Raw genomic sequence first — 20,431 nt, forward strand, 5'->3', positions numbered from 1 at the left:
AGAAGTATACATTTTTGTCTAGATAGGTTAGTCTACTTCCACACGCTGATTGTGGAGGAGACATGAGCATCCCCAAACCGACCGCCGCCGAACTCGAACTGCTGCAAGCGCTATGGCCGCTCGGTCCGGCCACCGCCAAGCAGGTGCACGAAGCCATGCAGGCCGACAAACCGGACCTCGCCTACGGCACCGTGCTGCGCCTGATGCAGATCATGCACACCAAAGGCATCCTGCTGCGCGACGAAAGCCAGCGCTCCCACATCTACACCCCCGCGCAGGCGCAGGACGCCATGCAAAACAATCTGCTCAAGGACTTGATGCAGAAAGCCTTCGCCGGCTCGGCCAAGGCGCTGGTGCTGGCCGCGCTGCGCAGCGGCATTTCGAAAAAAGAACGCGCCGAAATCGAGAAACTGCTGAAAGAGGACGAGCAATGAGCGCCCTCACCTTCGCCCTCGGCATGACGCTGATGCACTTTCTGTGGCAAGGCCTGCTGCTCGGCTGCGCCACTTTCGTCGCCCTCACCGTGCTGCGCAACAGCCGCGCCGAATACCGCTACTTGGTGGCCTGCTGCGGCCTGTTGTGCTGCCTCGGCTGGCCGGCGCTGGAGTTGTGGCAGCGCCTGCACACGCCAGCCGCGCCCGCCAGCGCCAGCATGCCCGGCCTGGGCGCGGCCGGCGCCATTCTTAACACCGACAATATCGCCAGCCTGCGCGACGCGCTGCGCGCCATCGTCAGCCTGTGGGCGCTGTGCGCGGCAGCGCTGGCGCTGCGCATGGCCATCGGTCTGCTGTGGATAGACCGCGCCGCCCGCCAGCCAGGCGGCGGCCCGGAGCAGCAACGCTGGCAAGACGAATTGTCCCGGCTGGCGTCGCGCTTCGGCATCGCCCGCGCGGTGCGGCTGCGCGTGGTGAACACGCTCAACAGCCCAGTCACCGCCGGCTGGTGGCGGCCGGTGGTGCTGGTGCCGGCCTCGCTGCTGAGCGGCATGCCGCCCGAGCTGCTGCAAGCGCTGCTGGCGCATGAACTGGCGCACATCCAGCGCCACGATTATCTGATCAATCTGCTGCAGAACGTCATCGAAACGCTGCTGTTCTACCACCCGGCCGTCTGGTGGATCTCGAACCGCATCCGCGCCGAGCGCGAACTGATCGCAGACCATATCGCCGCAAGGCAGCTAGGCGAACCGCGGCGCCTGGCCCTTGCTCTATCGGAACTGGAGCGGCTCCGGTTCTCCAATCACCAACTGGCCCAAGCGGCCAATGGAGGAAATCTGATGGAACGTATTCAACACCTGCTGCGCCCCGCCCCGCAACGCCTGAACTGGAAAGCCGCGGTCGCCATGCTGGGCGTGGCGGTGGCCTGCGTCTCGGTCTACACCCAGGCCACGGCGGCCGACAAACAAGCCACCGCCAGCCCACCGTTAAAGCTCACCAAGGCCGCCCGTATCGATTTCAACACCTGCGCCAAGCCGCTATGGCCGGAGGGCGCGATTGCCGCCAACCGCACCGGCACCGTGCAACTGGCCTTCCAGCTCGATGTCGATGGCAACGTCAAAGACTCCCGTATTGACCACAGCAGCGGCCATCCGGACCTGGATGAAGCGGCACGCACCGGCATTGCGAAATGCCACTTCAGCCCCGCGCTGAAGAAAGGCAAGCCGGTCGCGACCTGGCAGAGCGTGATGTACGTGTGGACGCTGGAATAAGCCAACTGTTAATTTTCACAGCGCCGGCATGCGCCTCAAGCGGCATGCCGGCGCACTTCTGACCAGCGCACCATTGAAAATCGTGCCACTATAAAAATTCAACAACACGGAGTAAAAACAACGTTTTATTCTGATTTCACGACATTTTTTCAAATGTACACGCGATTTTTCGCGACATTTTCCGTATAGAGACAAACGGTGAGATTTTCCCGCCGGCGCCTGGGTTAGCATGAATTTAGCCTGATTCCATTGGGCAACGTGTTTCCCGACACCGCCGGCGGCGCCTTGCATTTAACAATCAAGACGCTGGCGGCACACCTCAACTACGGAGATGTGCATGAAAAATCCAGCTTTCAGCCGCCGTTACACCCTTGCCTGCGCCCTGGCGGCAATGGGCACCCTGCCACTGGGCGCCAGCGCCTGCTCCTCGGAACCCACGGTTGGCGACGTCTGCATTGTCGCCATGAACTGGTGCCCGCGCATGTACGTGCCCGCTGACGGCAGCCTGCTGCCGATCAGCCAATACCAGGGGCTGTTTTCGCTGATCGTCACCAGCTACGGCGGCGATGGCCGTACCACTTTCGCCGTGCCCGACCTGCGCGGCCGCGCCCCGGTCGGCACCGGCACCGGCGCCAACCCGGCGCTGCCGACCGTCACCTTCGCCCAGAAACTGGGCCAGCCGGCGGCCGCGCTGAGCCCGGCCCAATTGCCGCTGCACAGCCACGGCGCCACCTTCGTCCCCACGCTGGCCGACACCCCGCTGATCATTCCGGCCCAGCCCGGCAATCTGAGCGTCAAGGCCAACCTGCCGGTGGCGGCCTCGGCCACCGGCGCGCTGGGCGGCACCACAGTCGCTCTCGGCGGCGGCCAGAACGGCTATCTGAGCGCCATCAAGGGCGCCAGTGGCGTGGACGACGTCACGTTCACCGGCCCCTACACCACGCAAGACCCTGGCACCGGTAGCGCCCTGCTGCCGGCCAGGGTGGAGGTGTCCGGCAGCCCGGCGCTGGCCGCCACCACGGTACAGGTCAAGGCTGTCAACGGCGGCGCGGTGACGGTGCTGCCAGGCGGCGGCGTCACCACGCCTGCGCCGCTGCCGACCCAAGCGCCGTCGCTCGGCATGACCTATTGCATCGCAGCGCAAGGTCTCTATCCCGAGCGCCCCTGATTCCCTACCCGTTCACCGTTCGAAGAACTCATCATGTCCGTACACGCCCACTCCCCCCAGTCCAACCATCACGCCGGCCTGGTCCGGTTACCCCAGTTGCCGGCCAAACCGGCCGCCGCCCGCGAAGCGCTGCTGATCGACGCCGGTCTCAGCGACCGCCATCTGCTGGCGGCCGGCGCGCCGCACGGCATCACGGTGGACCAGTTCGGTGGTGATGGCGACGGCCTGGCACAGCTGCGCGACTGGGCCGTCGGCGCCGGCGCCAGCGATTACGCTGCGCTGCATCTGCTGTGCCACGGCGCGCCGGGCCGGCTGCTGCTGGGCACGCGCACGCTGGATCTGGCGGCGCTGGCGCAACCGGCGGTGCGGCACGCGCTGCGCGTTATCGGCGGCGCCGTGGGTCCGGGTGGCGGCGTTTTGCTGTACAGCTGCGAGGTGGCCAAGGGCGCGGCCGGCAGAGCCTTCGTGGCGGCGCTGTCGCGCGCGTTGGGCGTCCCGGTCGCGGCCGCCACAGGACTGATCGGCGCGGCGGCGTTGGGCGGCAGCTGGACATTGGCGCACGGCGCCGCTGGCATCGGCGTGCCCACGCTGCGCTGGCCGGATTATCCACACACGCTGACCATCGCCTCCAACGTCACCACCTTTTCCAACATCGGCGCCAACACCAACTACCAGCAGCTGGCCGTGAACTACAGCACCCCGGCGGTGCTGAGCCAGAGCGACATGGCCGGCAGCGGCTGGGATGTGACCGCGCAGTCCAGCCTCAACACCGCAGCCTTCGCGCTGCGCGGCATCAACGGCAGCGGCAATGGCGATGGCGACGTCACCTCGATCCGCATTCAAGCCAACGATATCGACTATGTCAGCTTCCGCTCCAACGGCAATGGCTTTTACTTCGACCTGACCTCGTTCGCGATCCGCAACATCGCCAACGCCAGCTTCACGGTGCAAGCGCTGGACATCAACGGCAACACCAGCGGCGCCGCAGTGGCGTTCAACATCAGCGCCAGCCCGAACGCCGGCGGCGCCTTCACCACCATTTCGCTGGCCGGCAACAGCGACTTCGTCGGCATCTTCGGTTTCAAGGTCACGCTCAGCACCGGCTCCGACGCGCCGTTCTTCGACAATCTGACGGTGGCCAACATCGGCATTCCGGCGCTGCCCACCACCACCGTCAGCAGTGCTGCGCTGTCGGCCGACACCAATATCGCCGGCGACTTCGTGACCGCTACCGCGGCCCAGACCATCAGCGGCAGCTTGAGCGCGGCGCTGGTGGCCGGCGAATCGGTGCAAGTGTCCTATGACAACGGCAACAGCTGGAGCAACGCCAGCAGTTTCAGCACCGGTTCCAGCAGTTGGTCGACCAGCACCACGCTGGCCGGCAGCAATACCTTGCAGGTGCGCGTGACCAACACCTATGGCAGCAGCACCGCCTACAGCCACAGCTACACGCTCGACCAGGTGGCGCCGGCCACGCCGGTGACGCCGGACCTGAAGCCGGCCAGCGACAGCGGCCCATCGTCGACCGACAACATCACCAACGTCACCACGCCGGAGTTCAGCGGCACGGCCGAAAGCGGCAGCACCGTCACCCTGTACGACAGCGATGGCAGCACCGTGCTGGGCAGCGCGGTCGCCACCGGCGGCAACTGGAGCATCACCGCCAGCACGCTGACGCAGGGCACGCACAACCTGAGCGTCAAGGCCAGCGACCTGGCCGGCAATGTCAGCGCCGCCTCCAGCACGCTGGCGGTCACCATCGACACCACCGCGCCCAGCGCGCTGGCCCTGAGCAGCGCCAGCGCCTCCACCAGCGCCGCCAGCGCCGGCGCCACCGTGGCCACGCTGTCGGCCACCGACAGCAGCGCGCTCACTTACGCGCTGGCCAGCGGCAATGGCAGCAACGACGCCGACAACGCCAGCTTCACCATCAGCGGCAACAGCCTGCATGTCGGCGCCAGCACGCTAAGCGCCGGCACCTACCACCTGTATCTGTCGGCCACCGACGCCGCCGGCAATGTCAGCTATCTGGCGCAGAACTTCACCGTCAACGCAGTGCCGAGCGTGAGCACAATCACGCGCGCCGGCGGCGCCACGGCGGCGCTGGCCGGCAGCGCCAGCACCGCCAGCTATCTGGTCACCTTCAGCGAAAGCGTGACCGGCGTCGACACCAGCGACTTCACGCTGACCGGCACCGGCACCGCCAGCGGCAGCATAGCCTCGATCAGCGGCAGCGGCAGCAGCTACACCGTCACCGTCAACAACCTGAGCGGCGACGGCAGTTTGCGACTCGACCTGAACAGCAGCGGCACCGGCATCCAGAGTGGCGCCAGCGTCGCCATCGGCGGCGGCTACACCGCCGGCGCCAGCTACACGCTGGACCACACGGCCCCCGCCACGCCGTCGGCGGCGGTGCTGAGCGCGGGCAGCGACAGCGGCGTCTCCGGCAGCGACAACCTGACCAACGTCACCACGCCACAGCTCAGCGGCACGGCCGAAAGCGGCAGCACCGTCACCCTGTACGACAGCGACGGCACCACCGTGCTGGGCAGCACCACCGCCAGCGGCGGCAACTGGTCCATCACCGCAAGCACGCTGTCGCAGGGCGCGCATCAGTTGACCGTCAAAGCCACCGATGCCGCCGGCAATGTCAGCGCGGCGTCACCGGCGCTGAGCATCACGGTCGATACCGCCGCGCCCAGCGCGCTGGCCTTGAGCGACACCAACGCCGCCGTGGTCAGCGCCACCGCCGGCGCCACGCTGGCCACGCTGTCGGCCAGCGACAGCAGCGCTATCACCTATGCGCTGGCCACCGGCAACGGCAGCAACGACGCCGACAACGCCAGCTTCTCGGTGAGCGGCAGCAGCCTGCAGGTCGGCGCGGCGCAGCTGAGCGCCGGCACCTATCACATCTATCTGTCGGCCACCGATGCCGCCGGCAATGTCAGTTATCTGGCGCAAAGCATCAGCGTGCAAAATGCGCCGGCGGTCAGCAGCATCGTCCGCGCCGCCGCCGCGCCGGCCGACCTGGCCGCCAGCGCCAACAGCGCCAGTTACACCATCACCTTCAGCGAAAGCGTGACCGGCGTCGACGCCAGCGACTTCTCGCTGACCAGCAGCGGCACCGCCAGCGGCAGCATCGCCTCGGTGTCCGGCAGCGGCAGCGTCTACACCGTCACCGTCAACAGCCTGAGCGGCGACGGCGCGCTGCGGCTGGACCTGAACAGCAGCGCCACCGGCATCCAGAACGCCGGCAGCGTCGCCATCGCCGCCGGCTACAGCAGCGGCGCCAGCTACACACTGGACCACAGCGCGCCGGCGGCGCCCACCGCTGTCAGCCTGAGCGCGGCCAGCGACAGCGGCGGCTCCAACAGCGACGCCATCACCAGCGTCAACACGCCGGAAATCACCGGCAGCGCCGAGGCCTACGCCACGGTGCGGCTGTACGACAGCGACGGCGTCACGCTGCTGGGCAGCACCAGCGCCGATAGCGCCGGTCACTGGAGCATCACCAGCAACATCTTGAGCGACGGCAGCCACACGCTGATACTGCGCCAGACCGACGCCGCCGGCAACCTGTCCAGCGCCAGCGGCGGCCTGGTGGTGGTGATCGACACCGCCGCCGCCGCGCCGGCCACGCCCGCGCTGGCCAGCGCCAGCGACAGCGGCACCACCGGCGACGGCATCACCAATGTCGCCGCCCCGACCATCACCGGCAGCGCCGAAGCCAACGCCGCCATCACGCTGTACGATACCGACGGCGTCACCGTGCTGGGCAGCGCCAACGCCAACAGCAACGGCGTGTGGAGCATCGTCTCCAGCACGCTGAGCGATGGCAGCCACACTTTAACCGCGGTGCAGACCGACCGCGCCGGCAACGTCTCGGCCGCCAGTGCCGGCCTGACGCTGCAGATCGACACCAGCGCACCGGCCGCGCCTGGCTTGCCGCAGCTCGCCAGCGCCAGCGACACCGGCACCGCCGGCGACAACATCACCACGATCAACAACCCGGTGTTGACCGGCAGCGCCGACGCCAACGCCAGGGTGACGCTGTACGACAGCAACGGCAGCACCGTGCTGGGCACCGCCACCGCCGACGGCAGCGGCAACTGGCAAATCACCAGCAACGCCCTGGCTACCGGCGTGCACACCCTGACCGTCAAGCAAAGCGACGCCGCCGGCAACCTGTCGCCAGCCGGCGCCGCGCTGACCCTGACCATCCAGGCGCAGCAACCGAGCGCGCCAACGCCGACCACGGTGGACGGCGTCGTCGTGACGCAGCAGTCGGTTACCCTGCCCGGCGGCGGCAACGGCAGCAAGACCGTGGTCCCCATCATCACCAGCGACCGCGCCGAAAGCAGCGGCAACAGCAGCGTGGCCGACATTCCGCTGGTGACCGGCAGCGGCGCCAATCTGCTGCTGGCGCAGCTGACGACCGGCTTCGGCCTGAGCGCCAGCGGCGGCGTCAGCGCCCCGGCCGGTGATCCCCTTCAGCAGCTGATCAAGGCCATCGTGGCAGCCACGCCCGATCACAGCAGCGGCGACCAGGGCCACCTGACCGGCAATGGCCTGACCTTCCTCAGCCAACTGGCGGCCAGCGTGCCGCTGCTGGTGGAGACCATCACGCCGGTCAGCATCAACAGCGGCACGCTGACGCTGACCGGCACCAGCAGCACCGGCCAGCATACCGCGCTGGTGATCGACAGCAGCGGCCTGGCGGCCGGCGCCACGCTGCAACTGAACGCGGTGGATTTCGCCGCCATCATCGGCGCCACCACCGTCAGCGGCGGCACCAGCGGCCAGATCCTCACCGGCGACCAGGCGGCGCAGCAGTTCATTGTGGGCGCGAGCAGCGGCGGCTCGGTGTTTGCGGGCGGCGGCAGCGACACGCTGGTGTTCAACTCATTCCCTGGGGCGCAGTCCGGCGCGGCACGCCTGGCCGTGGCCGCCGCCGATACTGCTGATACCGCCGCCAGCACCATCACCGTGCTGCACGGCGGTATCGGCGCGGATAGCGCCAGCTTCAATGGCAACGCCGACAGCTATACCATCGCCTACCACCAGAGTTACGTGACGGTGACCGCCAACGCCCAGCCGCTGCAAAGCGCGCTGCTGATCAACGTTGAAACGCTGCGCTTTGCCGATACCACCGTCAGCGTCGACAGCAGCGACAACCTGGCGCGCATCGCCGGCCTGTATCAGGACACGCTGGGGCGTCAGGCCGATTACGAGGGCATCAATTTCTGGGCCAGCGCGGCAGAATCCGGCGTGTCGCTGGGCCATATCGCGCTTGCCATCATCTCGTCCAGCGAGTCGCAGTCGAAACACGCGATGCTGTTCAACGGCGATGCCACGCACGATCTGGAATTGCTGTATCAGGGCATCTTCGGCCGCGCCAGCGACGCTACAGGCCTGGCGTTCTGGGTGGCGGCGCGGAACGAAGGCGTCACGCTGGAGCATATCGCGGACGAGTTCATGCACTCCGTGGAGGCCGAGGCGCACAAGATCGGCGTGTCGGCGCAAGACTTCCTGATCAGCTATGGCTGATCGCTTTTATCGCGCCATCCAGGCCAGGATATCGGCGTAGATTTGCTCGCGATTCAGTTCGTTGAAATTTTCGTGGAAATTGTGCGGATGGCGCTGATAGGTCAGCAGCGCCGTTGGCACCGCTTTCAGCATGGCTTCGGCCGCGTCGGCGTCGGCCAGCTTGTCGTCGCCGGCCACCACCGCGAACAGCGGATGACGCCAGCCGGGCAGGCGCGCCGCCAGTCCCTGTTGCGCCGCCGTCAGCGCATTGCCGAAGCGGACCGTGATTTCGGTGGCACGGATGCCATCGCGCTCATCCTCGTAATGGCGCGCGGTGATGGCGCTGTCGTGCGTCAGCTGATGCGTCAGCGACGCCAGCGGCACCTTCATGCGCGGCGCCAGCGCGCCCAGCACGCCGGACAGCGCCAGCAGCAGCGGCGACACCTTGATCGCATTCACGTAAAACGGCGAAGACAGAATAAAGCCCCGAATGGCGGCATCGCCGGCAAACGCGCCCAGCCCGAGGTGGGTGGCGATCAGCGCGCCCATCGAATGGCCCATCACATAAATCGGCAAGCCCGGATACTGTTGCTTGACCCATTGCAGGAATAGCGCGCCATCCTCAAGGAACACATGGAAACCGGGAATGTCGACCCGGCGCGCATCCTGATGGCCGCACAAGTCGCAGGCCACGGTGGCGATGCCGTGCTGGCGGAACCAGCGCGCCGGCGTGACGTAGTCGCCGCCATGCGCCATGCCGCCGTGGATGGCCAGAATCACCGCCCGTGGCGCGGCCGGCTCCCACACGTGGACACGCCGCTGCGTTCCCTGTCCCGCAGTGAACGTGGCGAGCCTGTCCTCGGCAAAACGCATCGAACCGGTCACGCCGTGATGCTGAGGTTGATGCCCATTTCGACCAGCATGGTCATGTCGGCCAGCGAGAAGTCGATCGGTGGCGTGTCGGCGTCCTGCTCGGTGGGGAAGGAAATGCGCAGCTCGGCATCAACGTCGGAACGTTCGAAGTGGATGCCGCGCGCCTTGCATTCATTCAAATAAAAACGGACCTGTTTGAGCAGCTCGGTGGGATTTTGTTCGGTGCCGATCGCTACGTAAAAACCCGAATCGATACGCACCCGCCCATCCGGCTTGACGTCACCCTTTTGCCAGTCCCCATGCGGCTCGGTCGGCAGACCGTCGCGGATGTCTGCCAAACCCTCTTCGTCGCCGTGTACCTTGAGTGTTGCGATGTTCATGGATCTACCTTTTTATGGTCTCCTACCTCAAGAAGGTTACACCATAGAAATATCAAAGTCTAGCAAGATAGCCAATTAGGCAATGCCATAACGCGTGCGATAGGCGGACACGGCGTCCTTGTATTGTGCCAGTTGCGGGTCAGCGGCGGCGCCGTTCAGATAACCGAACAGGTCGTCCAGGTTGCCGATCGAGATCACTGGAATGCCGTACTTCTGGGTCACTTCCTGTACCGCCGACAGCTCGGAGATCTGGCCATCCTTGCCGCCGCGTTCCATGCGGTCCAGCGCGATCAGCACCGCGCACGGTTCGGCGCCGGCGGCGCGTATCATTTCCACCGATTCGCGCACCGAAGTACCGGCCGAAATCACGTCGTCAACGATGACAACCTTGCCCTGCAGCTTGGCGCCGACAATGGTGCCGCCCTCGCCGTGGTCCTTGGCTTCCTTGCGGTTGAAGGCGAACGAGGTGTTGCGGCCCTTGCCGGCCAGCGCCACTGCGGTGGCCGAGGCCAGCGTGATGCCCTTGTAGGCCGGGCCGAACAGCATGTCGAACTGCACGCCGGAATCCAGCAGCGTCTGCGCGTAGAACTGCGCTACCTGCGCCAGCGTGGCGCCGTCATGGAACAGGCCGGCGTTGAAGAAGTAAGGGGACTGGCGTCCGGCCTTGGTGGTGAATTCGCCAAAACGCAGCACGCCGCTCTGGACCGAAAACGCAATAAATTCCTGACGTAAGTTGTTCATATGGCCTCATTTCTTTAAAGTAGGCGTTATTTTACAGCTACACTAATGCCTTCAGAAATTTCCACCACGATTCCGCCATGCCAAAAATCATCTCCGCCAACCTGAACGGCATCCGCTCCGCCGCCACCAAAGGCTTCTTCACCTGGCTGGCCAAACAGGACGCCGATTTCGTCTGCGTACAAGAACTCAAGGCCCAGGCGCCGGACATGACGCCAGAATTCCTTAACCCCGGCGGCTACCACGGCCACTTCCACTATGCCGAGAAAAAAGGCTATTCCGGCACCGGCGTCTACAGCAAGATCGAGCCGGACCGCGTGGTGATCGGCTTCGGCGCGCCGGAATTCGACGCCGAGGGCCGCTACGTGCGCTGCGACTTCGGCAATCTGACCGTGATTTCGGTGTATTGCCCGTCCGGCTCGTCCGGCCCGGAACGCCAGGAAGCCAAGTTCCGCTTCATGGACCTGTTCATGGTGCACCTGCAGCAGCTGCACGCCGAAGGCCGCGAAGTGGTCATCTGCGGCGACTGGAACATTGCCCACAAGGAAATCGACCTAAAGAACTGGAAGGGCAACAAGAAAAATTCCGGCTTCCTGCCGGAAGAACGTGAATGGCTGACCCGCGTGTTTGACGAGGTCGGCTTTGTCGACGTGCACCGCAGCATCGATCCGCGCGAGGAACAATACACCTGGTGGAGCAACCGCGGCCAGGCCTATGCCAAGAACGTGGGCTGGCGCATCGATTATCACGTAGCTACTCCTGGTATCGCTTCCAAGGCCAGCGCGGTTGCGGTCTACAAGGATGAAAAGTTCTCCGACCACGCCCCGCTGACCATCGAATACGGCCCGTTGTAAGCTGCTTTTCCCTATGGCCGCACCAGCCCGGTGCGGTCCAATGTTGCGTCGCAGCGTCGTTTGTGCAATCGCTAATTATTCATGCCCGTCTGTCATGCTTCGTTGTTATGATTGAAGCTTCGGCCACGATAACCATGAATTACGATGACTTCGCCAACACTTGTGTCGGTCACAGCGACCAGCGCCACCACCATCACCCTGCACTTCGACAGCGCCGTCAGCGCCGGTGACGGCAACATCGTCATTTCGGACGGCCACAGCCAGTCCTATGTCGGCCTCGGCGGGCTGACCACCCGCATCATCGGGGCCAACGATACCCGCACCATCGACGATGACAGCAGCGCGCTGACCTACAGCGGCCAGGACATCGTGATCCACCTCGACAGCGCCCTGGCCGACGGCGTCACCTACAGCATCACCATGGACGCCGGCACCGTACTGGCCAATGGCAGCAGCGACGCCAACGCCCGCATCGGCTCGACCACGCTGTACACCTTTACCGCCAGCGGCACCGCCAGCGAGGTGGCCACGCCTGGCGCTGCGGTGGATAGCACCATCCATTTCACCGACACCGGCGTCAGCGACACCGATTACATCACCAGCGCGCAGGAACAGACCGTCACCGGCACCTACACAGGCACCTTGAGCAGCGGCGATTTCATCCAGGTGTCGCTGGACAATGGCGCCAGCTGGTACAAGGCCACGGTCGACGGCAACACCTGGAGCTACAGCGGCGAAATCAATACCGGCAACCTGGTCAGCAACGCTAGCGGCGACCTTGATGGCACACTGCTGGCGCGCGTCAGCAACACCGCCGGCGGCAGCAGCAGCACCGTCAGCCAGGACTATGTGTACAGCGATGGCACACCGACCAGCAACGCCCCCAGTTTGTCCGGGCGCGCGCTGTCGCTGGCGTCCGGCAGCGACAGCGGTGCTTCCAGCAGCGACGGCATCACCAACAGCGCCAGCGCGGTGACACTGAACGTGGCCGGCCTGCACGGCCTGCACGCCGGCGATACCATCGAAATCGTCGACACCAGCAACAACTCGGTGGTGGTGGGCAGCTACGTGATCGAAACCGGCGACCTGTATTACGGCACCAGTGACTACCTGAGCGTCGACTACACCAATGCCGATGAGCGCAGCACCATCGACATCGCGCTCAGCACCACGCTGAGCGACGGCAACCACACGCTGGCCGCGCGCATCGTCGACGCCGCCGGCGAGGTCGGTGACGCCAGCAGCACCACGCTGGTGACGGCCGATACCACCGCGCCGGTGATCTCGACCACCTCGCCGGTGGAAGGCACGGTCGGGGTCAATTTCTTTCTGGACACGTTGACCTTTACTTTTAACGAAGACATTGTGATTGCGGACGGCACGCAGCTCACCATCGCCTCCACCACGTATCCCGACAACACGCAGGTAGTGACGCTGTCCAGCAGCGACATCAGCGGCAGAACGCTGACGGTCCACCTAGACACCCCGCTCAACCCTGAGAACAGCTACACGGTGCAGGGCGCGATCATCAGCGATGTCGCCGGCAATGTCGGCATCACCGGCGACACGCCGATGCTGCACTTCACCACCGGTGACGCAATGATCATCACCCCGACACCGGGTCCGCCCACGCTCTCCTTGGTCGACACCGCGCCCGCCTCGGATACCGACAGCGCTTCAGCACTGCATACCGACGGCATCACCAGCAACAACTTCATTTCGGTGAGTTACACGCCGGGAGCTGACTGGTACTATCGGCTGAGTTCCAGCGGCGACTGGATACTGGGCAGCGGCGACGGCTTCACGCTGCCCGACGGCGTGTATGGCATGGATGACATCCAGGTCAAGCAAGTCTTCGGCAACGTCGAAAGCGACGTGAGCACCATCAATCAAACGCTGACCATCGACACCAACGCGCCGACCGCCTACGCCACCGGCATTCGCAACGCCTTCAGCGCCGGTGCCGACAGCATCAACGGCTCGCTGCTCGGCAGCACCTCGCTCGACAACGAGGTGGTTGAAATCACCTTCGACCACGGCGCCACCTGGGTCAAGGCCACCACCACTTACGTCAACAGCAATGTGTCGTGGTGGAGCCTCAGCGGCATCGCCAGTCAGTTGGGTGACAACTACGGCGTGCGTCTGGTCGACCTGGCCGGCAACGTCTCGTCCTACGCCACGCTGGGCAACAGCAATCCGCAATACTTCCTGGCCAACGGCGGCGTCACCTTCAACTACGCCAGCGCGAATGACATCGTGGTGTTCGGCGGCACCGGCCACGACGTCATCACCGTCGGCAATCATAGCGTGGTGCACAGCGGCGATACCGGAGATACCGGCGATACCGTGGTCACCGGCGATGATGCTGAAATCACCGTTGGCAATGCCTCCACCGTCACCACCGGCGCCGGCTCCACCGTCACCACCGGCAACGGCGACAATACCGTCCACGCCGGCACCGATGCCAGTGTTACCACCGGCACTGGCAACGACAACATTACGCTGAGCACCCTCAGCGGCTCCAGCGTCCACGCCGGCACCGGCACCGATCTGCTGATCGTCAATGACACCAGTACGGTCTCGTTGTCCGAACTCAGCGCCTACAGCGGCATAGAGGTGTTGTACTTCGCCAGCGGCGGCAACAACGACATCACGATCGGCAGCAGCGACAGCGTGAAGGGATTCTCGGACAATGGTTATCTGGTAATCAATGCCGCCGGCAACAACAGCACCGTGCATCTGGACGGTTCGGTATGGGTGCTGACAGCAACTGCCAGCGACTACTACACTTATCGCGACGGCCTGGGTAGCGGCAGCAACACGCTGGTGATCGGCGTCGGCCTGACGGTGGACATCCCGACCGGGCCGACGCTGTCCTTCGTCGATACCGCGCCAGTATCCGCCGCCAGCAATTCGGCGCTGCACAGCGATGGCATCACCAGCGACAACTTCATCAACGTCGGTAACACGGACGGTAACACCTGGTACTACCGCATCGGCGGCGGCGACTGGCAGCTCGGCAGCGGCGACGGCTTCACGCTGGAAGACGGCGTGTATGACGCCGGCACCATCCAGGTCAAGCAAACCGTCGGCGACCTCAGCAGCAGCATCACCACGCTGCAACAAGAACTGACGGTGGATACCAACGCTCCGACCATCTACGCCACCGGCACAGCGAACGCCTTCAGCGCCGCCAGCAACAGCATTTCCGGGGCGGTGCAGGATGACGGCTCCGGCGCCAGTGTGGTCGAAGTGACCTTCGACCACGGCACCACCTGGGTTGCGGCAAGCAGCGACGACGGTCTGTGGCAATTAAGCGGCATCTCCAGCCAGCTGAAGGACAACTACGGCGTGCGCCTGGTCGATCTGGCGGGGAACATCTCGTCCCACGGTACCGACTACTACCTGGCCAATGGTGGCGCCACCTTCAACTACTATAGCGAAGACAACCTTGTGGTCTACGGCGGCGGTGGCCATAACGTCATCACGGTTGGCAACTTCGCCACCGTCTACGGCGGCAACGGCCAAAACGACATCATTACTGGCAACGTCGCCACCATCTACGGCGGCAGCGGTCACAACGACATCACTGCCGGCAACTACGCCACCGTCTACGGCGGCGATGGCGATACCGTGGTCGCAGGTCAGGAGTCCACGGTCAACGTGGGCGACTCTTCCAACGTCACCGTCGGGCTGTACTCATCAGTCACGACCGGTAATGGCGACAATAGCGTGACCGCCGGCTACGGCTCCACCGTCAAGACCGGTAGCGGTAACGACGTCATTTCCTTCATCGCCGGCGTGACCGTCGATGGCGGCGCCGGTGCCGACACCGTGAATCTGGACGTGGACGGCGGCGGACACTATTTCTATCTAAGTGCACTGAGTGTCACCAATGTCGAGACGCTGATACTCGGTTCCGGCAACAGCATGTACATCTCCAGCGCATCGACTGTGGCTAATTTCTCGGGTGGCAGCCAGCTAACCATTGACTCCGGCAGTGCCAACAATGTCACTCTTGACAGCAGCGTGTGGGGTTACGCAGGCGACAGTGGTGGCTATAGGATGTACTCCGATGATCAAGGCCACGGCAACGTGGTCCTGCTGATCGGTTCACAAATCAGCGTCTATCTGCAGTCATCGGCCTGAGCTTCAGAGCAAACGGGAACTGCTGGTGGGCAACTGCGGCCAAGCCTATGCCAGGAACGTGGGCCCGGTACGGCCGCATGTTGCGCCGCAGCGTCATTTGTAAAATCGCTAATTATTCATGTCCATTTGTCATGCTTCATTGTTATCATTGAAGCTTCGGCCACGATAAACATGAATTACCATGACTTCGCCAACACTAGTTTCTGTCACCGCGACCAGCGCCACCACCATCACGCTGCACTTCGACAGCGTCGTCAGCGCTGGTGACGGCAACATCGTCATTTCGGATGGCCACAGTCAGTCCTATGTCGGCGTCGGCGGGCTGACCACCCGCATCATTGGGGCCAACGATACCCGCACCATCGATGACGACAGCAGCGCGCTGACCTACAGCGGCCAGGACATCGTGATCCACCTCGACAGCGCCCTGGCCAGCGGCGTCACCTACAGCATCACTATGGACGCCGGCACCGTGCTAGCCAATGGTAGCGGTGATGCCAACGCCCGCATCGGCTCGACCACGCTGTACATTTTTACCGCCAGCGGCAACGCCAGCACGGTGGCCACGCCCGGCGCCGCTGTGGATAGCACCATCCATTTCACTGACACCGGCGTCAGCGACACCGATTACATCACCAGCGCGCAGGAGCAGACCGTCAGTGGCACCTACACCGGCACCTTGAGCAGCGGCGATTTCATCCAGGTGTCGCTGGACAACGGCGCCAGCTGGTACAAGGCCACCATCAGCGGTAACACCTGGAGCTACAGCGGCGAAATCAATCTCGACAACCTGGTCAGCAGCGATAGCGGCGGCCAGCAAGGCGCGCTGCTGGCGCGCGTCAGCAACACCGCTGGCGGCAGCAGCACCACCGTCAGCCAGGACTATGTGTACAGCTACGCCAAGCCGGCCCCCAGTTTGTCCGGGCGCGCGCTGTCGCTGGCGTCCGGCAGCGACAGTGGTAGCTCCGGCAGCGACGGCATCACCAACAACGCCAGCGCGGTGACGTTGAACGTGGCCGGCCTGCATGGCCTGCACGCCGGCGATACCATCCAGATCGTCGACACCAGCAACAGCTCGGTGGTGGTGGGCAGCTATGTGATCCAGACCGGCGACCTGTACTACGGCAGCGGCGACTATCTGAGCGTCGGCTATTACAACGGCAATGAACGCAGCACCATCGACATCGCGCTCAGCACCACGCTGAGCGACGGCAACCACACACTGGCCGCGCGCATCGTCGACACCGCCGGCGACGTCGGTGACGCCAGCAGCACCACGCTGGTGACGGCCGATACCACCGCGCCCGTGATCTCGACCAGCTCGCCGATGGAGGGCGCGATCGGGATCGAGTATTTTCTGTACTCGCTGATCTTTACCTTCAACGAAGATATTGTGATTGCGGACGGCACACAGCTCACCATCACCGACGCCCACAATCCCGACAATCAGCAGGTGCTGACGCTGTCCAGCAGCGACGTCAGCGGCAGAACCCTGACGGCGCACCTCGACACCGTGTTGACGACCGGCACCAGCTACACGGTGCACGGCGCGATCATCAGCGACGTCGCCGGGAATGTCGGCATTACCGGCGACACGCCGATGCTGCACTTCACCACCCAGGACATCTACAACCCATTCCCGATGCCGGATGCGCCGACGCTGTCCTTCGTCGACACCGCCCCCGCCTCCGACACCGACAGCAACTCGACGCTGCATAACGACGGCATTAGCAACAACAACGTGATTTCGGTGGGCGGCCTCACCAGCGACGTCTGGTACTACCGCACCAGCGCCAACGGCGACTGGATACAGGGCAGCGGCGACAGCTTTACGCTGCTTGACGGCGCATACGCAATGGACCAGATACAAGTCCAGCAAATCGGGCAATACGGCTTTACCAGCGAAATAGGCAGCATCAATCAACAGCTGACCATCGACACCAGCGCGCCGACCGCCTACGCCACCGGCATTCGCAACGCCTTTAGCGCCGGTGCCGGCAGCATCAGCGGCGCGCTGTACGACAGCACTTCGCTGGATAACGAAGTGGTTGAAATCACCTTCGACCATGGCGCCACCTGGGTCAAGGCCACTACCACCTACGTCAACAGCGATTACTCGACGTGGTCGCTCAGCGGCATCGCCAGCCAGTTGGGCGACAACTACGGCGTGCGCCTGGTCGACCTGGCCGGCAACGTGTCGTCCTACGCCACGCTGGGCAACAGCAACCCGCAATACTTCCTGGCCAACGACGGCGTCACCTTCAGCTACGCCAGCGCCAACGACATCGTGGTGTTCGGCGGCACCGGTCACGACGTCATCACCGTCGGCAATCACAGCGCGGTGCACAGCGGCGATACCGGAGATACCGGCGATACCGTGGTCACCGGCGACGATGCCGACATCACCGTCGGCGACGGTTCGACGGTCACCACCGGCAGCGGCTCCAGCGTCACCACGGGCAATGGCAGCAACAGCGTGGTCGCCATCGATAATGCCAATATCACCACCGGCAGCGGTGATGACATCATCATACTGAATACCTCCAAAGGTTCCAGCGTGCATGCCGGCAGCGGCTCAGATACGCTGATACTGGCCAACACCGATACCGTATCCCTATCGGAGCTTGGCAACTACAGCGGCATCGACCAGTTTTACTTTAACAGTGGTGGCGCCAATGAACTCACCATCGGCAGCAGCGATAGCGTGAAGGCATTCTCGGACACTGGCTACCTGAGAATTACCGCAAGGGACGCCGGCAGTACCGTGCACCTGGACGGTTCAGTATGGGCCTTGACGTTCATCGGCAGCGATTACTCGGTGTATCGCGACGCACTGGGGGCCGGCAATGCCATCCTGCTCATCAACGGCAATGTCACCGTCGATATCCCGGCAAGACCGACAATGTCCTTCGTCGACACCGCGCCGGCTTCGGCCGCCAGCAACTCGGCGCTGCACAGCGATCACATCACCAGCAACAACTTCATCAGCGTCGGCGACACGGACGGCCACACCTGGTACTACCGCATCGGCGGCAGCGGCGACTGGATACAGGGCAGCGGCGACGGCTTCACGCTGCAAGACGGCGTGTATGCCGCCGGCACCATCCAGGTCAAGCAAACCGTGGGAGACATCAGCAGCGACATCACCACGCTGCTGCAGGAACTGACGATAGACACCTCCGCCCCGACGGCCTACACGGCCGGCATCGCGGGCTACTTCAGCCCCCGCGCAAACAGCATCTCGGGCGTGGTGTATAACAGCGGCTCGCTGGCCAGCGAAGTCGTCGAAGTTTCATTCGACCACGGCAGCACTTGGGCGCAAGCCCCCACCTCCGCAATTACCGACAGCGTGGCGAAATGGACCATGAGCGGCCTGAGCTACGCGCAGACCACAAGCTATGAAGTACGCCTGGTCGACTTGGCAGGCAATATCTCAACTAGTTCAGGCGACACCACATCGCAGTATTACCTGGGAAGTGGTGGCGTCAACTTCTCAGCTGGCGACAACGCTACGGTATTTGGCGGCAATGGCTTCGACCAGATTGTAATGGGGCGCCACGCAACCGTATATGGGGGCAGCGCCGGCGACGCAGGCGACTACGTAACAGCTGACATCTTCGCCAACATCTACGTCGGTGACGGCTCCTATGTTTTAGCGAGCGCGTGGTCGAAAGTTGTCACTGGCAATGGCGGCAATACAGTAGTGACCTTTGATTATTCGTCCGTCATCACCGGCAGCGGTAACGACCTCATCGCGCTAACTTATTCTTATTCATATGGCACTACCAGCGTGGACGCGGGCAAAGGCAGTGACACGCTACGCCTGGACAGTGACTTCCATGGCACCCTCGCCGACATTGGTACCATCACCGGCGTAGAACAATTGGCTTTCGGTAGCGACACCCCGTCTAGCGTCTTCATAAACGATAGCGCCAGCGTTGTCGATTTTGCCGGTGGCAACACGCTCACCATCACCAGCGCCAGTAGTTATTCCTTCGTCGTTCTTGATCAAACAATCTGGCGCCTGACCAGCTCCGACAGTGACAAATACATCTACCATGATGGCCTGGGTAATGGCAGCGTGGAACTGATCATTGCTACCAACATCGAGGTCACCGGGCAGAGCACGCCAATATCGGGCTAAGTTCAAAGTGAACGGCGCGAGCGGAACTCGCGCCATTCGCCGCTGAGCGGGTCGATGAAGCTGACGGCGCGCGCCAGCAGTTGCAGGGGCTGCGACACGTCGTCCTGCTTGCACGGCAGCGCCACCGGGTAAAACGCATCGTTGACGATCGGGATGCCAAGCGACGACAGATGCACGCGCAACTGATGCTGGCGGCCGGTGTGCGGATACAGGCGATACAAGGTGAACTCGCCGCGATGCTCGATGACGTCGATCAGCGTTTCGGAATTCGGCTCGCCCGCCACCTCTTTCATAGTGAAGAATTTGTCGCCCTCCACCATGCGGCTACGGTGCGTGAACGGGAACTGTACATCGTGCAGGCGCGGTGCCAGCGCTTCGTATTCCTTGTCCACCACGCGCTTCTGGAACATCGACTGATAGGCGCCGCGGCTGGCCGCGTTGCGCGAGAAGATCACCACGCCGGCGGTCTCGCGGTCCAGCCGGTGGATCGGCGTCAGGTCTTCCTCGCCCAGCGTTTTACGCAAGCGCACCAGCAGCGTCTCGTGCAGGAAGCGGCCGGTCGGGATCACCGGCAGGAAGTGCGGCTTGTCGACCACCACCAGATGCTCATCCATGTGCAGAATCTCTTCCTGAAACGGAATCGGCGTCTCCGGCGCCTCCAGCTCGCGGTAGTAGAAGATGCGCATGCCGCGCTTGAAGCGGCTGTGCGGTGCCAGCGGATTGCCGTCGCCATCGACCACGTCACCGCGTGCCATGCGCTCGCGCCACGCCGCTTCCGACACGTCCGGAAAACGCTCGACCAGGAAGGTGATCATCTGTACCCAATCGCCTTCCGGCAGATACAGATAGCTGGGCGCGACGCCGTCGCGCATGGGCAGCGGATGACGTGACATA

Annotated in this window: 11 protein-coding genes; 7 read left to right on the top strand and 4 right to left on the bottom strand. The window is 63.9% G+C overall.

Annotated features, from left to right (window positions below; genetic code table 11):
• Positions 1–62: 62 nt before the first annotated feature.
• The 4 genes from GJ699_RS28845 to GJ699_RS28860 all read left to right on the top strand — a co-directional run bounded on the left by GJ699_RS28845 (position 63) and on the right by GJ699_RS28860 (position 8,420).
• Positions 63–434, top strand: coding sequence for a BlaI/MecI/CopY family transcriptional regulator (locus GJ699_RS28845; RefSeq protein WP_154382878.1), 372 nt, complete (start codon positions 63–65; stop codon positions 432–434).
• On the top strand, positions 431–1,705 hold the full coding sequence (locus GJ699_RS28850) for a M56 family metallopeptidase (RefSeq protein ID WP_154382879.1): 1,275 nt from the start codon (positions 431–433) through the stop codon (positions 1,703–1,705). The genes GJ699_RS28845 and GJ699_RS28850 overlap by 4 nt, the downstream gene beginning before the upstream one ends.
• Positions 1,706–2,042: 337 nt before the next feature.
• Positions 2,043–2,873, top strand: coding sequence for a phage tail protein (locus tag GJ699_RS28855; RefSeq protein ID WP_195763672.1), 831 nt, complete (start codon positions 2,043–2,045; stop codon positions 2,871–2,873).
• Positions 2,874–2,906: 33 nt separating this feature from the next.
• Positions 2,907–8,420, top strand: coding sequence for an Ig-like domain-containing protein (locus tag GJ699_RS28860; RefSeq protein WP_154382881.1), 5,514 nt, complete (start codon positions 2,907–2,909; stop codon positions 8,418–8,420).
• Positions 8,421–8,426: 6 nt separating this feature from the next.
• On the opposite strand, the gene GJ699_RS28865 is transcribed toward GJ699_RS28860, so the two are convergent.
• From GJ699_RS28865 to pyrE, 3 genes are all read right to left on the bottom strand, one after another.
• Entirely contained in the window at positions 8,427–9,284 is an 858-nt protein-coding gene (locus GJ699_RS28865) for an alpha/beta fold hydrolase (RefSeq protein ID WP_371867705.1), read from the bottom strand.
• Positions 9,281–9,652: a hypothetical protein gene (locus tag GJ699_RS28870; RefSeq protein ID WP_154382882.1), complete on the bottom strand. Its 372-nt coding sequence runs from the start codon at positions 9,650–9,652 to the stop codon at positions 9,281–9,283. The genes GJ699_RS28865 and GJ699_RS28870 overlap by 4 nt, the downstream gene beginning before the upstream one ends.
• A gap of 75 nt (positions 9,653–9,727) precedes the next feature.
• Positions 9,728–10,393, bottom strand: coding sequence for an orotate phosphoribosyltransferase (gene pyrE, locus GJ699_RS28875; protein WP_154382883.1), 666 nt, complete (start codon positions 10,391–10,393; stop codon positions 9,728–9,730).
• Positions 10,394–10,470: 77 nt separating this feature from the next.
• Here pyrE and GJ699_RS28880 point away from each other — a divergent pair, with 77 nt between their 5' ends.
• The 3 genes from GJ699_RS28880 to GJ699_RS28890 all read left to right on the top strand — a co-directional run bounded on the left by GJ699_RS28880 (position 10,471) and on the right by GJ699_RS28890 (position 19,537).
• Positions 10,471–11,244, top strand: coding sequence for an exodeoxyribonuclease III (locus tag GJ699_RS28880; protein ID WP_154382884.1), 774 nt, complete (start codon positions 10,471–10,473; stop codon positions 11,242–11,244).
• Positions 11,245–11,388: 144 nt separating this feature from the next.
• A complete protein-coding gene (locus GJ699_RS28885; RefSeq protein WP_154382885.1) occupies positions 11,389–15,393 on the top strand; it encodes a beta strand repeat-containing protein in 4,005 nt (1,334 codons plus the stop codon).
• Between the two features lie 181 nt (positions 15,394–15,574).
• Positions 15,575–19,537: a beta strand repeat-containing protein gene (locus tag GJ699_RS28890; protein WP_154382886.1), complete on the top strand. Its 3,963-nt coding sequence runs from the start codon at positions 15,575–15,577 to the stop codon at positions 19,535–19,537.
• A gap of 2 nt (positions 19,538–19,539) precedes the next feature.
• Here the strand turns inward: GJ699_RS28890 and GJ699_RS28895 are convergent, their stop codons facing one another.
• Positions 19,540–20,430, bottom strand: a complete 891-nt coding sequence (locus GJ699_RS28895; protein WP_154382887.1) for a pseudouridine synthase — start codon at positions 20,428–20,430, stop codon at positions 19,540–19,542.
• Position 20,431 lies beyond the last annotated feature (1 nt).

Origin of the sequence: Duganella guangzhouensis, assembly GCF_009674535.1 — a bacterium.
Taxonomy (GTDB): Bacteria; Pseudomonadota; Gammaproteobacteria; order Burkholderiales; family Burkholderiaceae_D; genus Rugamonas; species Rugamonas guangzhouensis.

Bases quoted from the DNA above. Each gene is read 5' to 3' on its own strand.
- GJ699_RS28885 (WP_154382885.1), top strand. From the start codon at position 11,389: ATGACTTCGCCAACACTTGTGTCGGTCACAGCGACCAGCGCCACCACC.
- GJ699_RS28880 (WP_154382884.1), top strand. From the start codon at position 10,471: ATGCCAAAAATCATCTCCGCCAACCTGAACGGCATCCGCTCCGCCGCC.
- GJ699_RS28860 (WP_154382881.1), top strand. From the start codon at position 2,907: ATGTCCGTACACGCCCACTCCCCCCAGTCCAACCATCACGCCGGCCTG.
- GJ699_RS28870 (WP_154382882.1), bottom strand. From the start codon at position 9,652: ATGAACATCGCAACACTCAAGGTACACGGCGACGAAGAGGGTTTGGCA.
- GJ699_RS28855 (WP_195763672.1), top strand. From the start codon at position 2,043: ATGAAAAATCCAGCTTTCAGCCGCCGTTACACCCTTGCCTGCGCCCTG.
- pyrE (WP_154382883.1), bottom strand. From the start codon at position 10,393: ATGAACAACTTACGTCAGGAATTTATTGCGTTTTCGGTCCAGAGCGGC.
- GJ699_RS28845 (WP_154382878.1), top strand. From the start codon at position 63: ATGAGCATCCCCAAACCGACCGCCGCCGAACTCGAACTGCTGCAAGCG.
- GJ699_RS28890 (WP_154382886.1), top strand. From the start codon at position 15,575: ATGACTTCGCCAACACTAGTTTCTGTCACCGCGACCAGCGCCACCACC.
- GJ699_RS28850 (WP_154382879.1), top strand. From the start codon at position 431: ATGAGCGCCCTCACCTTCGCCCTCGGCATGACGCTGATGCACTTTCTG.
- GJ699_RS28895 (WP_154382887.1), bottom strand. From the start codon at position 20,430: ATGTCACGTCATCCGCTGCCCATGCGCGACGGCGTCGCGCCCAGCTAT.